Source organism: Acidicapsa acidisoli (assembly GCF_025685625.1).
GTDB lineage: Bacteria > Acidobacteriota > Terriglobia > Terriglobales > Acidobacteriaceae > Acidicapsa > Acidicapsa acidisoli.
In genome coordinates this window covers 1,836,022-1,849,973 of record NZ_JAGSYI010000001.1, presented here as the reverse complement: position 1 = coordinate 1,849,973, position 13,952 = coordinate 1,836,022, and the positions used below count along the sequence as shown (strand labels likewise).

The window sequence follows — 13,952 nt, the reverse complement described above, 5'->3', positions numbered from 1 at the left end:
GGAAAGGGGAACCATGCCACCAACGATCGGCAACGGCAAGATCTGTTACATCGAGATTCCGGCCCACGACGTCCGGAGTCTAGCCAGTTTCTACGCCAGCGTCTTCGGCTGGGTGATTCGTGATCGTGGGAACGGCCATCTCGCATTTGATGATGGAGTAGGCGAAGTGAGCGGTACGTGGGTGTTGGGCCGGCCTCCTGCCGACGAAAACGGCCTTCGCATCTCGATCATGGTGGACAGTGTGACGACCACCCTTGAAGCGGTTGTGGCCCACGGAGGCCAGGTTCATACTGCAATCGGTGCAGACTTTCCGGAAATTACAGCCAGATTTCGCGATCCTTACGGCAATGTTTTCGGTCTTTATCAGGAACCTGCGGGAGAATGATCCAAATGAAATCCAGGAAATCTGAGAGCTCGTTGTCGCCCGATGTAAATAAAGTCGAGGAATACATCGCCGCCGCTCCAGAGCCTGCTCGAAGCACGTTGCAATCGGTACGCGCGTCAATCCGGGCCGCTGCTCCTGCGGATGCAGTCGAGGGGTTCAGCTATGCCGTTCCTGCGTTCAAGCTGAAGAAGGGATCGATCGCGGGATATGCCGCATGTTCTGGGTTCTGCAGCTACTACCCGATGAGCGGATGGGTCATCACCCAGCTCAGGAACGACTTGAAGGCCTATGCGACATCGAGCGGCGCAATTCGCTTTCCAAGCGATCAACCACTTCCCGATTCGCTGGTCAGGAAGCTCGTGGAAACGCGTCTGGTAGACATCGAACGGAAGAAAAAGCGTTAGGGCTTGCGCATCCGGCCAACCAATCGCTTGGCTACGTTGGTGGGGACCAGGCCGTCTACCTTGCCGCCGAAGCTGACGACCTCTTTCACAAGGCGTGAGCTTACGAAAGAATAGCGACCCGCCGGCTGGAGGAAGACCGTTTCGATTTCCGGAGCGAGACGCCGGTTCATCAGGGCCATCTGGAATTCGTACTCGTAGTCCGTGATGGCGCGGATGCCGCGGAGGACGGCGGTTGCACCGTTTTGTTTCGCAAAATCCACCATCAGACCTTCAAAGGTCGCGACGGACACATTGCCGAGCTGACGGGTCGATTCCTTGAGCATTTCGACGCGTTCGTCGACGATGAAGAGCGGGTTCTTGACAGGGTTATTGAGGATGGCCACGGTCAGATGCTCGAAGAGCTTCGAACCGCGCGCGATAAGGTCCAGATGCCCGTTGGTGGGCGGATCGAAGGTTCCGGGATAGATGGCCTTTACGCCCATTCTGATACGCGCCTTTTACTCGACAATCCCTGAATTTTAGCAGGCAGGAAAAAAGCGGCTACCGTTGGGCAGCCGCTCTGGTTTGATCCGAATTTATCGCTTCGCGCGAATGGCCTGCTGCGCAGCGATTGGGCCGTCGGCGGGAACGGATGGAATTTCGGGAATATCAGCGGCCTTGGAAGCTGCGCCGATGCCCAGCTTCTGGCGAACCTGGGTGTCGAGTTTCGCGAAGACGTCTTTGTGTTCCTTGAGGAAGGTGCGGACGTTTTCGCGTCCCTGACCGATGCGCTCGCCATCGTAGCTGTACCACGCGCCGGATTTCTCGACGATGTTGTTGAGGACAGCGATGTCGAGGACGTCGCCTTCGCGGGAGATGCCTTCGCCATAGAGGATGTCGAACTCAGCTTCGCGGAAGGGTGCTGCAACCTTGTTCTTAACGATCTTGACCTTGGTGCGGGAGCCGGTGACTACGTCGCCTTCTTTGACGGCGGCAATGCGGCGGATATCGACACGGACGGAGGAGTAGAACTTGAGCGCCCGACCGCCGGTGGTGGTTTCGGGATTGCCGAACATGACGCCGATCTTTTCGCGGATCTGGTTGATGAAGATAAGCGAAGTGCGGGATTTTGAGACGGTTCCAGTGAGCTTTCGCAGCGCCTGCGACATGAGGCGGGCCTGCAGGCCGACGTGGGAATCGCCCATTTCGCCGTCCAGTTCTGCCTTGGGAACCAGCGCAGCGACGGAGTCGACGACGAGAACGTCGATGGCGCCGGAACGCACAAGGGCTTCGGTGATTTCAAGGGCCTGCTCGCCGTAATCGGGCTGGGAGATGAGCAGGTTGTCGGTATCAACGCCAAGTTTGCGAGCGTAGACGGGATCGAGAGCATGCTCGGCGTCAACGAAGGCTGCCAGACCGCCGGCGCGCTGCGCTTCGGCGATGATCTGGAGGGTGATGGTGGTTTTGCCGGACGACTCAGGTCCGAATATCTCGATGACGCGGCCGCGGGGCACGCCGCCCACGCCGAGAGCTGCGTCAAAGCTGATGGAGCCGGTGGAGATCACCGAGATGGGGACGATGGCGTCCTTGGCTCCAAGGCGCATGATGGAGCCTTTGCCGAATTGCTTTTCGATCTGTGAGAGTGCGCTTTCTACTGCTTTGGCACGGTCTTCCGCGTAGCCCATGTGGTTGTCTCCTGCGCTCATCCATAAATCCAGCCGACTTCTCGTCCTTTTTCTGGAAGGCTGAGACGGGTCAACACGGGGATCGCCTGGTAAGCTTTTGGCAAAGTCTTATCGATGGGATTGTAGCAGTATTGGCACTGCTCATACTAGAAGAAAAAGCGAAAGTCGGGCAAGTCTCACCGCATGTGCAAAATCAGCGCGAGAGGCCCGCGTCAAATGCGAAGACCTCGGCTCCAAGTCCCGCAAGGATCGTTCCTGCCTCTATCCCGGGATCGCCGTAAACCTCAAACCCTGTAATCTGGGCATAGTGGACGATTTTGGGCACCAGTTCCCGCACGGCGTGACCGGTCATGTGGGTCAGGACTGCGTTCGAATCCACGTAAGTTTCGATCAGGCGGCAACGGCTGCCATCCGGGCTGTAAAACCAGTCGTAGCCAAGCGTGCCAGTCTCCGCCTGAGTAGAAGCGATCATTGCCTGGGCAATCGCCTTGAAGTGCTTCAGGTTTTCCTCTGGGATGGTGAAACTTACTGTAAATCGAACCTCTTGCCCTGCCATGCTTAATACCTCTCACTTATTCTATCGAACGGCTTTCCTCAGGACTCGGTTGGCTTTTGGCTTCGCTGCGAAATCAGTTGCGATTCGAGATAGGCGGCGAGGGCAAGTTTGTACTCCTTGACGAGTTCGGACCGTTCCCTGGAGTTGGCCTCTCCGTACAGCACGTTCATGCTTTTGATGATTTGTAGGCTCACGTTTGCCATGCGATAGGCGCGTTCCTGCGAGAGTGCGGGCTTCCTGTTGCGAAAGACATTGGCCAGTTGCTCGCGCAGATGCCTTCTACCCTCCTGGTCGCGCTTGTACTTGACGGGGGCGTCGAGCACAGGAAAGTAAGCGGGATGCTCCTCGACAAACCGCACCATAACATCGACCAAGTAATCGGCAATCTGCGGTACCGTCAGGCCGGCAGTGATCGACTCAAGATCGGTCCAACGTTTTTGCATCTCATTGCCATATTGAACGCGGAGAGCGCGAACAATCGCCTCCTTATTGGGAAAGTATTGATAGACCGCTCCGATGGATGCATTGGCGCGCTCAGCGATTTCGGTCATGGTGGCGGCATCGTAGCCTGCTTCGGCGAAAACGGCTGAGGCGGACTCCAGCAACTGCGCGACGCGACGCTCGGCGCGGTCTTGCTGCGGGACGCGTCGCTTGTTTGACAAATCTGAGGCCATCCTCATATTATAGCTCTATAAATATGAGGCTATCCTCACATTACGGAGGTTTTTGATGTCGTCTTTGAATCTGGTTGCTGGAAAAACAGCGGTTGTGCTGATCGACCTTCAAAACGGAATCACCGGTTATCCGTTAGTTCCGCACTCCAGCGCCGATGTGATTGCGCGGGCCAATCGACTCACGAGCGAACTCAGGGCGAAGGGTGCGACGGTTGTCTACGTCCGCGTCTCCATGACTGAGATTCTGACCATGACTGTCGATGCGCCCGTGCGTGATCGGAATGCACCACCGCCGCAGGCGATTGCGTCGGAGTTGGTCCAGGAACTTGACCGCCAACCCGGCGATCTGGTGATTACCAAGAGGCAATGGGGCGCCTTTTACGGAACGGAGCTCGATCAGCAGCTTCGCAGGCGGGACATTCAAACGATAGTGATTGGCGGCGTCGCTACCAACTTTGGCGTCGAGTCGACGGCCAGGGATGCTTTTGATCGCGGCTACGAACTGGTGTTTGTGGAAGACGCGATGACCACGCTGAGCGCGGAGGCACACAAGTTTGCAACCGAGGTGATCTTTCCTCGAATGGGACGCGTGCGCACGACCGATGTGGTACTCGAAGCATCGCGAGCATGAGCACAACGATGAAGCCCGCGGAGCGGGACAGGGTCGATCCCCGGGTATGGAAGATTTTAGGGGTCGTGCTGCTTGGTCCATTGCTTACGAGTATCGATTCCACCGTGGTGAATGTCTCGCTCTCGACGCTGGGGCGAGAACTGCAAGTAGGCCTGACCACTCTGCAATGGGTAGTCACCGGCTATCTGCTTGCGCTGGCGCTGATGCTTCCGCTCAGCGGCTGGGTGGTTGACCGGCTAGGCGCAAAGCGCGTTTACCTGGGCTGCTTCACGATGTTCACGCTGGCCTCGCTGCTATGCGGCATCGCTCCTTCTGCTCATGATTTGATTGGAGCCCGCGTCCTGCAGGGAATGGCCGGAGGGCTGCTGGCTCCGATGGCGCAGATGATGGTGGCGCGGGCTGCACCGCGTCACATCGCGCGCGTAATGGGGGTCATGGTGGTGCCGGTGCTGCTGGGGCCGATCTGCGGTCCTTCGCTGGCGGGTTTCATTCTGCAACATGCCTCGTGGCGCTGGATCTTCTTCATCAACCTGCCGATTGGAGTTTTGGCGATTGTACTGGCCGCTTGGATATTGCCCAGAGACGAGGCAACGGAGGGATTGCGGAGCTTTGATGTACGCGGCTTTTTGCTGATTTCGCCGGGGCTGGTGCTGGCGATGCATAGTTTAGAGAGTCTAAGCGCGAATCCTGCGGCCCGGTCGCAATATATGCTGGAATTTGCCGCCTCGATAGGATTGCTGGCGGCCTTCGCCGTCCATTCGATGAGACGTGGGCGAGCGGCGTTGATCGACGTGAGTCTGTTCAAGAATGCGTCCTTTCTAGCGTCTTCCTGGACGCTGTTTCTACTGAACGCAGTCTCGTTTGGCGGACAGATGTTACTGCCGCTGTATCTGCTTTCCGCGCTGCACATCTCGCCGGCAGAAACTGGGCTCTTGCTCGCGCCTGCTGGGCTGGGAATGCTTTGCTCATATCCTTCGATGGGAATGATGACGGACCGCTTTGGCTTGCGCCGGGTCAGCGCTTGCGGTGCGTTGATTGCATTGCTAGGAACGCTGGCGTTTGCGCTGCTCTCTGGCCAGACGCTGCCGACATGGGCCATTTGTATGGCTCTGTTTGCTCGCGGAGTGGGAATGGGCTCCATCGGTCTGCCGTCGATTGCTGCGGCGTACTCATCGATTTCCAGGGAAGCGATTCCTGCGGCCACGACCGCGATCAACATCTTCCAGCGATTAGGTGGGCCAGTGGCTACGACAGCGCTTGCGATCTTCCTCCATACGAGGATGGCGTCCTTTTCCGAACCATCGAGCGCATTAAACAATGTGGGAAATACGCGGGCCTTTTCTGCGACCTTCTGCTGCTCTGCGCGCTTCATGTGGCGACCTTGATCGCGGCGTTGCGCCTTCCTGTTTGGGCGAAGCCCAGTGTGAGCACCCAAAGTTATGAACCTGGCCACCGGGCGGAAGCCATGGCTGAGTAACTGGGAAAACCCCGATCTTCTTCTTATCTTCTCCTGGGCTGCTAATCCTTCCCAAATCTGCAATTGGCGGCGATTGCCGCTATGTTTTCCTTGCGCCTCTCGTATTGGAGTGATACTTTGCGAGAACACGTTTGGCTACCGTCCCTTTGAAACCAAATCGCATTTCCCGTCCAAGGAGAAAACATGGTTCGAAGAATTGGTGGGTTCTCGCTGGTAATCGCTGCTCTGTTGTTGGCCACAAGCGTTTCAGGCCAGGCGCAGGGACTATTGACGCGTCATACGCGCGAAGTAACGGTCAACGGACAAGCGCAGTCTGTCGGGCGGCTTCCTGCAAGCCAGATCCTGCAGTTGGACCTGGTCCTACCGCTGCGCGATCAGGCTGGTTTGGATAAGTTCCTCGCGGAAGTCTACGATCCGTCCAGCCCAACTTATCGCCACTTTCTGACCGTCTCCGAGTTCACTCAACGATTTGGCCCAACCGAAGCGGATTATGAGGCAGTCGTCCGCTTTGCGAAAGCGAACGGGTTTGAAGTTGTGGGCGGAACACGAGACGGCATGGAAGTACAGATCAAGGGGCCTGTTTCCGCGGTTGAGAATGCGTTTCACGTGGCCATGCACACCTACCAGCATCCCACTGAGAATCGCGTGTTTTATGCTCCGGATCGTGAACCGACGACGAGTTTGCCCTTCGCGCTCTGGCATATTTCAGGATTGGACAACTACTCGATTCCGCACCCGATGTACGTGAAGAAGAGCGATTACGCGCAGGCGCACGGCATCTCTCCCGAGGCGGTTGTGAAACATGCCACCACGGGGTCCGGTCCGTCGGCATCGTTCCTGGGCAGCGACATGCGCGCGGCTTACTATGGCGGAACGGCGCTTACCGGCGCGGGACAGAACCTCGGACTGTTCGAGTATGAAGGCACCGATCTTGCGGATCTGAATACCTACTATAAGAATGTCAACCAGACTTTGGCGATCACTCCTGTTCTTCTGTCCACGGATGGAACAAGCACCTCCTGCTTGAATTCGAGCGGCTGCGACGATACGGAACAGACCCTGGATATGACCCAGGCGCTCGGCATGGCTCCCGGCCTGTCGAGTCTGGTTGTCTATATCGGATCGACTGACACTGCAATCATCAGCTCGATGACGTCACACAGCCCGCTGCCAACAACAATTGGCTGCTCATGGGGCTGGACGCCGGCCGATCCCTCAACGCTCGACGTGTACTTTGAAAGGATGGCCGCACAGGGACAGAACTTCTTTGCGGCATCGGGCGATAGCTCTACGTGGTCTTCGCGGAATGAGGCTTGGCCGGCGGACGATGCGCATGTAATTTCCGTCGGCGGAACGGACCTGACTACGTCCAGTGCCGCTGGGCCTTGGGCATCTGAGACTGCGTGGGTCGACTCGGGCGGGGGAATCTCGCCTGACAGCATTGCGATTCCTTCCTGGCAGCAACTCTCTGGCGTAATCAACTCCAGCAACAAGGGTTCGACTACGCTACGCAACGGACCGGATGTTTCGGCGAACGCCAACTTCACCTTTTACACTTGCGCCGACCAATCAGCCTGCCTTGCAAACGAGTATGGCGGCACGAGCTTTGCCGCTCCCATGTGGGCAGCTTATATCGCGCTGGCGAATGAGCAGTCCCTCAACAACGGCAGCTCGCTTCTTGGCTTCATCAACCCGACGATCTACGCGCAGAATGTCACGTCCAGCTATACAACGGACTTTCACGACATCACGAGCGGCTCGTCGGGCAGCTATTCGGCGGTGACCGGGTACGATCTGGTAACTGGATGGGGCAGCCCGAATGGCGCGAACCTGATCAATGCGCTGGCCCCTTCGAGCACGACTCCGGCATTTACGCTTGCGGCTTCGCCAACTTCAGTCTCCGTCGCAGTGGGAAGCACCGGAACATCCAAGATCACAACCACCGTCTCCGGAGGATTTGATTCTGCTGTGGCGTTGTCGGCAAGTGGCCAGCCTACGGGCGTCACTGTCACCTTCAGCCCGGCCTCGATTGCAGCTCCCGGTTCAGGAAGTTCAACGGTGACCTTTACTCTGGCTTCCACAACTGTGACCGGAACCTACCCGATTACGATCACCGGCACGGGGGACAGCATCACCCACACTGCGACGGTTTCGCTGACCGTTACAGCAGCGGCGACTCCGGCCTTTACGCTTACGGCCTCGCCCACTGCGGTATCTGTGGTACAGGGCAAGAGCGGTACATCCACCATGACGACCACTGTCTCCGGCGGGTATAGCTCAGCCGTCGCGTTGTCCGCGAGCGGGCAACCTGCTGGTGTGACGGCGACTTTCAGTCCGACGTCAATTGCGGCGCCAGGCTCCGGAACGTCCACTCTGACGCTGGCTGTAGCCTCTACCACTGCCACAGGCACATACACCATCACCATCACGGGGACCGGTGGCGGAATCACGCATACGGCGACCGTGTCGCTGACGGTGACTGCTCCGGTGGCTGGCGCATTTACAGTCTCAGTCTCGCCTACCTCCGGTTACCTGGCGCGAGGCCAGAGTGGCTATGCCGTGGTGACCACAACGGTTTCGGGCGGATTTAACGCGCCGGTCGCGCTTTCTGCAACTGGCATACCGACGGGCGTCACGGGGAGCTTCAGCCCTGCGACGATTGCGTCGCCGGGTTCAGGTACGTCGGATTTCACTTTGACCGTAGCAGGAAACGCCCCGACCGGAACTCACACGATAACAATTACGGCAACGAGCGGCGGCGTTTCGCATACTGCAACTCTTGTTTTCACCGTGCGGCGCTAACGCTAAAGCAGCCTGTGTTCGCTGCGTCGGCGTTCAATAAGGGAACTCGAACAGAGCCCGGACTTTCGAGTCCGGGCTTTCTTTTCGCATGATCTTGTTGAATTCAGTTGCAAGAGTGACTGCGCTTCCTCATTAGTTACTCAAATAATGCGGTGCGAGGTGCCAGGCTCGCTTGTTGGCGTGGATAATGATCCGCGGGGAAGAAACGAACAGGAGAGCGATGACTTATCAGACAAATCGGCGGAGCTTTCTTATTGCAAGCGGAGTGACTGCGCTTGCCTCAACCAGAGTGTTCGGTGCAAACGATACCCTGCGCATTGGCGTAATTGGAGCAGGAGGGCGGATGCGAACTTTGCTCGACTGCGCGGAGAGAGTTGGACCGTGCCAGTTTGTAGCAGTAAGCGATGTGTATAAGCCGCATTGTGACGCCGTAGTGGAGCGTTCCAACGGCGTGGCTGCGGCGCATGTGGATTACCGCGCGGTGTTGGACAAAGACGTGGATGCGGTGTTGATTGCCGCGCCAGATCACTGGCATGTTCGCATCGCGGTGGAAGCACTTGCGGCGGGCAAGGATGTGTATCTCGAAAAGCCGGTGACGCACACGATCGAAGAGGGTGCGACGCTGACGCATGCAGTCCGATCGAGCAAACAGATTCTGCAGTGCGGCATGCAGCAGCGCAGTTGGAGTCATTTTCAGAATGCAGTGGATTTGATTCAGGCCGGCAGCCTCGGGCGCGTGGTGCAGGTGAGGACATACTGGTTCCAGAACTATCAGAATCATTTTTCCAAGGAACCTTCGTGGACCTCGTCGGACAGGCCAGTCGACGTTGACAAACTGGATTGGAAGGCGTGGCTCGGTTCTGCTCCGGACCAGCCATTCACGAAGGAAAAGTTCTTCCACTGGCGGTGGTTCTGGAACTTTGGCGGCGGCGCGATGACCGATCTGTTTGCGCATTGGATTGATGTCGTCCACTGGGCGATGAAGACGGACGAGCCGAGCAACGCATACATGCTGGGAGACAAGTATTTCTTCGACCAATGGGACTGCCCGGATACGATTCAGGCGGCTTTCCGGTATCCGGGATTCGATGTGGTCTACGAGGGGATGATGGCTTCTTCTGTCGATGATGGCGGACTTGAATTTCGCGGAACCGAGGCAACGCTGAAGCTGACGCGCAGCGGCATGAGTCTATATCGCGAGCGCGTTCAGGGAAAGGAAAATCCAATTCTTACCGAGCAAAGCTTTCGCGACGGGACGATTTCGCACATGGAGAATTTCTTCCAATGCGTGAAGTCACGCAAGGAGCCCAATGCGCCGGTAGAAGCGGGAGTAGCTGCGGCGCGAGCTGGCCATATTGGGAACCTGGCCTACCATCGCAATGGACAGGTCAGCTGGCCGCTCAAGGCAGGAGCCTGAGATGGCTGTTCGCTTGCTTTAGTCAGTGACAAAAGCCCTTGCTGGAAACGACAAGGGCCTTCGTCGTAAAGCCTGTAATTCTGCGGCTAGTTCCTACGGTTTAACTTGGAGAGCAAGCGAAGCATCTCGAGGTAGAGCCAAACCAGGGTGACCATGATGCCGAAGGCCCCGTACCACTCCATGTACTTGGGAGCGCCGTATTGCACGCCTTTTTCGATGAAGTCGAAGTCGAGCACGAGGTTGAGGGCGGCGATGCCGACTACCAGGAGGCTGAATCCGATGCCGATGACTCCGGAGCCATTGATGGTGGTGAAGTGGACGCCAAAGAAGCCCAGCACCATCTCAAGCAGGTAAAAGATTGCAATTCCACCCGTGGCGGCGACGATCCCGAGGCGGAGCTTGTCTGTAACTCGAATAAGGCCAGATCGATAGGCGAAGAGCAGGACGAAGAGGGTGCCGAAGGTGAGGCCGACGGCCTGAATCGCGATGCCGGGGTAGCGCAGCTCAAAGACCGCTGAGATGCCGCCGAGAACCAGCCCCTCCAAGAGGGCATAGGCTGGCGCGGTGACCGGCGACCACTCCTTTTTGAAGATGGTGATCATGGCGCAGATAAGACCGCCGATCAGGCCGATCATCATCCACGGGGCAACGGAGGCGGGATTGCCCGTCTCCATGAACTGAAACCAGGTCCAGCCAGCGGTGACGATGGCGCAGACGAGCAGAATACCGGTCTTGTTCACGGTGCCGTTGAGCGTCATTCGGGCTTCGGTGCCGATGAAGCCGCCATATCGGCTGCCGGAAAGATCTTGAAATGTTCTTGCACCAAGTGCTGGGTTGGATGTCTTCATCAGTGGCATTGTTTTCTCCCTGCTGCTGGCCAGATTTCCGGTGGATTGATGAGCCGTCTCCCGAAATTTTGGCCTTATGTCAATTTTAGACCCGCGCTGAGAGCAAGAGTTTCATTCGCGAGTATCAAGAATCTCTCTTGACTGCATCTGCTTTACGCCAACCTGTGCAAATTCACGCTCTGTCTCGCCTTCCGGACCGATTGAGTGACATGCGTCCTGGATGACAACCGCCTCAAAATCGGCTCGGACAGCATCGACGGCTGAAAAGCGGACACAGTAGTCGTAGGCGAGACCAGCGAGGAAGATGCGGCGGAAGCCTCGTTCGCGGAGGTAACCCGCGAGGCCGGTGGTGGTCTGCTTGTCGTTTTCGACGAAGGCGGAGTAAGAGTCGATTTTCCTGTGGAAGCCTTTGCGGAGGATGAGTTCAGCGCGCTGGAAGACGATGCTGTCGAGAGCTGGATGGAATTCCGCACCGGGGGTTTGCTGGATGCAGTGGTCAGGCCAGAGGGTTTGCGGCCCGTAGGCGAGTTCTATCTGATCGTATGGTTTGGCTTCCCGATGACTGGAGGCGAATGAGGTGTGGCCGGCCGGATGCCAGTCCTGCGTTAGGACAATGTGCTTGAAGTGCGCGGCGAGCCTGTTGATCAAGGGAACGACGGCGTCGCCGTCTGGAACGGCAAGTCTACCGCGGGAGCAGAAGTCGCGCTGAACGTCGATAACGAGCAGAAGGTCATCGTTTCGTACGATCTCGGCGTCCGGCCTGGTCATTGAGATTCTCGCACCTGCTTCCTTATAGTCAGTTTACTCGGACGACGATTCAGTTACCTGCGGAGGTGGGCATCGCCGTCAATACGAGTTGCGCCTGATCGTTGGTCGCCAGCTTTTGGTAGAAGTCATGCAGCGCGGGGTACTCCTTGGCGTCGAGTAGGACAAAGGCGCGAGCGTAGATGTGCTTAATGCCAATCGAGCCCGGTGCGTTTGGGGTCATGGATGCGGGAGCACTGTTTGTCACGAGGGCGGCGTGGCCTGGCCATGCAAACTGCGTCGGCGTGGGTGCACTCTCGACCGTAAAGCCCGCAGGGAGGCGGTATTCGACGACGTCGATCACCTGTTCGGCATAATGCAGGTCGACAGGCACGGTGCGGCTTGTCTCGGCAGTGAAGTCATTACGGGCAGCTACGGAGAAAAAGAAGGCGGGTAAGAGAATTCTCTTGCCGGTTACGCTTCCTAGATGACCGGAAACATTGACGACGGCAAGAAGGTCGCTGCTATAGGAGTCGAGCCCCTGAAAGTGGTCGACCTGGGCAGAGATGCCCTGCGGCAGCTGTTGCCGGAGAGCTTCGTCGAACTGCTTTTGCACCTCGGCCGGATCACTGATGAGGTTGAGCTGCCGCCAGCGCAGGGCTTCCGGGCCATTCATCACGACTTTGATGGTTCCGCTGATGGTTCCGTTTGGGGCAATGGTGAGGTCGGCGCTATGTGTCGTGACAGCGTCTTTGGCAAGGTTGGGCGGGGTAAATATAGGAGTTTTGTTGTCCTGTAACAAACTGCCAGCCAACGTGTGATGCCAGTGCAGAGAACCATATGGACAGAGCTTTTCGCCGGGATCGAGGAAGACCTCTTTGCCGTCAACACGCAAGACGACGAGCAGGGAGTCAAGCTGCCCCAGAGAAAGAAGATTGGGATCGAATATACGCAGGTTGCGGTCCGCTGCCTGAACGCCCCGGGCATCGAGACCCGCGGCGCGAGTAAGAGCGAGATAAAGCGCGGCGATGTCGTTGCTTGAGCCGCTCTTTTCCTTCCAGACATCCTCAGATTTTTTCAGTTCGCGTTTAAGGTGTAGCCTCGTGCGCTCGGCATCCGACTTAGTGCGGGTGAAATCGGTATTCTCCAGTGCCTGCACGGCATCATAGATCTTGCGTGCCTTGGCATCGGGCGTTGTTGCTCCTGTGGTAATTTGCGCTGCGGCGTCGCGGATTGTCTGGCTTTGGCTGGCGAAGTCATCTACCTGCTTTGACCAGCGCTTTTCCTCATTTTCCCAGTACAGATCGGCACTCAGATAAGGGGTATAGAAAAAGCGAACCCGGTATTGCAGGCTTTCGACAGGAGGCGCATTGGATGCCTTCTGCTTTGGCGGAACATTCTGAATGTCAAGCGAGTAATCGTCTTTGGGGCTCTTGGCAACCTGCACTCCTGGCGGCAAACGTTGGGTATACAAGAGATAGCTGGCCAGTTCTCCGTCCGTATAGTGAGAAATACTCTGATTGCCGCCGACACCATTCTCAAGGCCGGTCTTGGGGTTGTAGTAGAAGTGTTCCTTGTGCACGAAGAGTCTGGTTTGGACCTCCCATTCCGGGACGCTGCTGGCGAGTTCCGAGGAGATGTTGCCTTCATCCTCCTGCAAGACCGAACCCACTCTGCCACTTCCGGTGAGGGGAACAGTCCACTTGTATTCGAGGATGCTGCCGACCTCAACACTTGGCAGATTGAAAACTGCGACCTTCTCTTGATCGCTGTTTGTCCTGAACGCCAGCAGATCGGCGCCCTTGCCAACTAGAGGAATGACTGTTCCGTCAGCATGAATCGTGCGGCCCTCAATGATGGGTGGAGCGCTGTACCCGGGAGTATAGGGAACTTCGACGGTCGCCCATTCCTTGCCTAGCTCCGTGAGCACCTTAATGCGAGCATAACTGCTGACGTAGTGACTGTTGTTATCAGTTACCTCTTCTCGATAGAGATAAACAGCAGGAGCACCAGGAGACTTTGGATCGGAAGTCATCTGCAGTTCTTCCTTGGTTGGCTCCTGGAACTTCTGCGCGCTCACTAACTGTGGATGAGAAAGCGCGGTGAGGGTCATTGCGATTGTTGCAATTACGATAGGCGTTCGCATGAATTTATCCTTATGACGCATGTGGGCTCGCAGACACTGCCGCGCAGAGTTAGAGAAACACTACTTATAACTGGCGCTGGACCGCGTCTGCCATGCTAGCATACGGGCGGCTGGTTGGGAACGCCTGCCTTACGCGGTCCAGACTCGGCCTGCCGGTTGGCAGATTCTTGCCAACGAAAGTACTGAGTTAGGCCGCACGGCCGC

The 13,952-nt window shown here is 57.2% G+C and carries 13 protein-coding genes; 6 read left to right on the top strand and 7 right to left on the bottom strand.

The annotated features are described in order from the left end of the window. Positions 1-13 precede the first annotated feature (13 nt). Positions 14-385: a VOC family protein gene (locus OHL23_RS07425; protein WP_263351152.1), complete on the top strand. Its 372-nt coding sequence runs from the start codon at positions 14-16 to the stop codon at positions 383-385. Between the two features lie 5 nt (positions 386-390). After that, a complete protein-coding gene (locus OHL23_RS07420; RefSeq protein WP_263351151.1) occupies positions 391-789 on the top strand; it encodes an iron chaperone in 399 nt (132 codons plus the stop codon). Here OHL23_RS07420 and coaD read toward each other — a convergent pair. The 4 genes from coaD to OHL23_RS07400 form a co-directional block, all read right to left on the bottom strand. Further along, a complete protein-coding gene (gene coaD, locus OHL23_RS07415) occupies positions 786-1,271 on the bottom strand; it encodes a pantetheine-phosphate adenylyltransferase (protein WP_263351150.1) in 486 nt (161 codons plus the stop codon). The two genes, OHL23_RS07420 and coaD, sit on opposite strands and share 4 nt — an antisense overlap. A gap of 93 nt (positions 1,272-1,364) precedes the next feature. Next, positions 1,365-2,474 carry a recombinase RecA gene (gene recA, locus OHL23_RS07410; protein ID WP_317891655.1) on the bottom strand — a complete coding sequence of 370 codons (1,110 nt, stop codon included), beginning with the start codon at positions 2,472-2,474 and terminating at the stop codon, positions 1,365-1,367. A gap of 172 nt (positions 2,475-2,646) precedes the next feature. Further along, entirely contained in the window at positions 2,647-3,009 is a 363-nt protein-coding gene (locus OHL23_RS07405; RefSeq protein WP_263351149.1) for a putative quinol monooxygenase, read from the bottom strand. A gap of 38 nt (positions 3,010-3,047) precedes the next feature. Then, positions 3,048-3,671 carry a TetR/AcrR family transcriptional regulator gene (locus tag OHL23_RS07400; RefSeq protein WP_263351148.1) on the bottom strand — a complete coding sequence of 208 codons (624 nt, stop codon included), beginning with the start codon at positions 3,669-3,671 and terminating at the stop codon, positions 3,048-3,050. Positions 3,672-3,738: 67 nt separating this feature from the next. Between OHL23_RS07400 and OHL23_RS07395 the strand changes: the two genes are divergently transcribed. From OHL23_RS07395 to OHL23_RS07380, 4 genes are all read left to right on the top strand, one after another. Next, positions 3,739-4,314: an isochorismatase family protein gene (locus OHL23_RS07395; protein ID WP_263351147.1), complete on the top strand. Its 576-nt coding sequence runs from the start codon at positions 3,739-3,741 to the stop codon at positions 4,312-4,314. Further along, positions 4,311-5,699, top strand: a complete 1,389-nt coding sequence (locus tag OHL23_RS07390) for a DHA2 family efflux MFS transporter permease subunit (protein WP_263351146.1) — start codon at positions 4,311-4,313, stop codon at positions 5,697-5,699. Before OHL23_RS07395 ends, OHL23_RS07390 begins: the two co-directional genes overlap by 4 nt. A gap of 275 nt (positions 5,700-5,974) precedes the next feature. Then, on the top strand, positions 5,975-8,593 hold the full coding sequence (locus tag OHL23_RS07385) for a protease pro-enzyme activation domain-containing protein (RefSeq protein ID WP_263351145.1): 2,619 nt from the start codon (positions 5,975-5,977) through the stop codon (positions 8,591-8,593). A gap of 187 nt (positions 8,594-8,780) precedes the next feature. Next, positions 8,781-10,010, top strand: coding sequence for a Gfo/Idh/MocA family protein (locus tag OHL23_RS07380; protein ID WP_317891654.1), 1,230 nt, complete (start codon positions 8,781-8,783; stop codon positions 10,008-10,010). An 86-nt stretch (positions 10,011-10,096) separates the two neighbouring features. Here OHL23_RS07380 and OHL23_RS07375 read toward each other — a convergent pair whose 3' ends face one another. The 3 genes from OHL23_RS07375 to OHL23_RS07365 all read right to left on the bottom strand — a co-directional run bounded on the left by OHL23_RS07375 (position 10,097) and on the right by OHL23_RS07365 (position 13,748). Then, positions 10,097-10,867, bottom strand: coding sequence for a Bax inhibitor-1/YccA family protein (locus OHL23_RS07375; RefSeq protein WP_263351143.1), 771 nt, complete (start codon positions 10,865-10,867; stop codon positions 10,097-10,099). 102 nt (positions 10,868-10,969) lie between these two features. Then, positions 10,970-11,626, bottom strand: coding sequence for a bifunctional nicotinamidase/pyrazinamidase (gene pncA / locus OHL23_RS07370; RefSeq protein ID WP_263351142.1), 657 nt, complete (start codon positions 11,624-11,626; stop codon positions 10,970-10,972). 49 nt (positions 11,627-11,675) lie between these two features. Beyond that, positions 11,676-13,748: a DUF3857 domain-containing transglutaminase family protein gene (locus OHL23_RS07365; RefSeq protein WP_263351141.1), complete on the bottom strand. Its 2,073-nt coding sequence runs from the start codon at positions 13,746-13,748 to the stop codon at positions 11,676-11,678. Between the last annotated feature and the right edge of the window lie 204 nt (positions 13,749-13,952).